The 275-nt window shown below is 37.5% G+C and carries 1 pseudogene; it reads right to left on the bottom strand.

What is annotated here, in order from left to right:
* Positions 1–275: pseudogene (locus RYX56_RS22230) on the bottom strand (potassium-transporting ATPase subunit B); the annotation flags it as partial.

Below are 275 nucleotides of genomic sequence, written 5' to 3' on the forward strand. Positions count from 1 at the left end.
CTTTCATCTTTTTGAATCACCTTTGCCATTGTTTCTTGTTTCGTCTTTTTTAAGCTATCCGCCTGTGCTTTTCCTCTTCCCTCAGCAAGAGCCTCAGCAAAGTTAGCAAATAGAATGGTAAACAACAAAATGACAAAAACGGCAAGATTGTAACCAAATGCCCCTTCAGCATGAAAATAGTTTGGCATACACATCATCAATAACACGATGATCGTTCCCATTTCCACCACAAACATAACCGGGTTTTTCATCATATATATGGGATTTAACTTAAT

Origin of the sequence: Alkalihalophilus lindianensis (assembly GCF_032843265.1) — a bacterium.
Taxonomy (GTDB): Bacteria; Bacillota; Bacilli; order Bacillales; family Bacillaceae_D; genus Alkalihalophilus; species Alkalihalophilus lindianensis.